The sequence below is a fragment of the Pollutimonas rozaliensis genome (genome assembly GCF_048751585.1).
Taxonomy (GTDB): domain Bacteria; phylum Pseudomonadota; class Gammaproteobacteria; order Burkholderiales; family Burkholderiaceae_B.
In genome coordinates this window covers 1-247 of sequence record NZ_JAZHOB010000296.1, presented here as the reverse complement: position 1 = coordinate 247, position 247 = coordinate 1, and the positions used below count along the sequence as shown (strand labels likewise).

Below are 247 nucleotides of genomic sequence, written 5' to 3'. Positions count from 1 at the left end.
ACTCGCCGCCACCTGAAGGCCCAGCATCGGCTGGCGCTGGCCAACTGCTTCGCCCAGTCGCGGGTGCTGATGCTGGGGGACGATGCGCTGGAGGAGGACGGCCCGCGCCCCGAACACAAGCGCTATCGCGGTAATCAGCCCTCGACCACGGTGCTGCTGGACAAGCTCACGCCCGCCACCTTGGGGGCGCTGCTTGCGCTCTACGAGCACAAGGTGTTCGTGCAGGCGGTGATCTGGGACATCAATC

The 247-nt window shown here is 66.8% G+C and carries 1 pseudogene; it reads left to right on the top strand.

The features are described from left to right. Positions 1-247, top strand: a pseudogene (locus tag V0R37_RS22975) (glucose-6-phosphate isomerase); the annotation flags it as partial.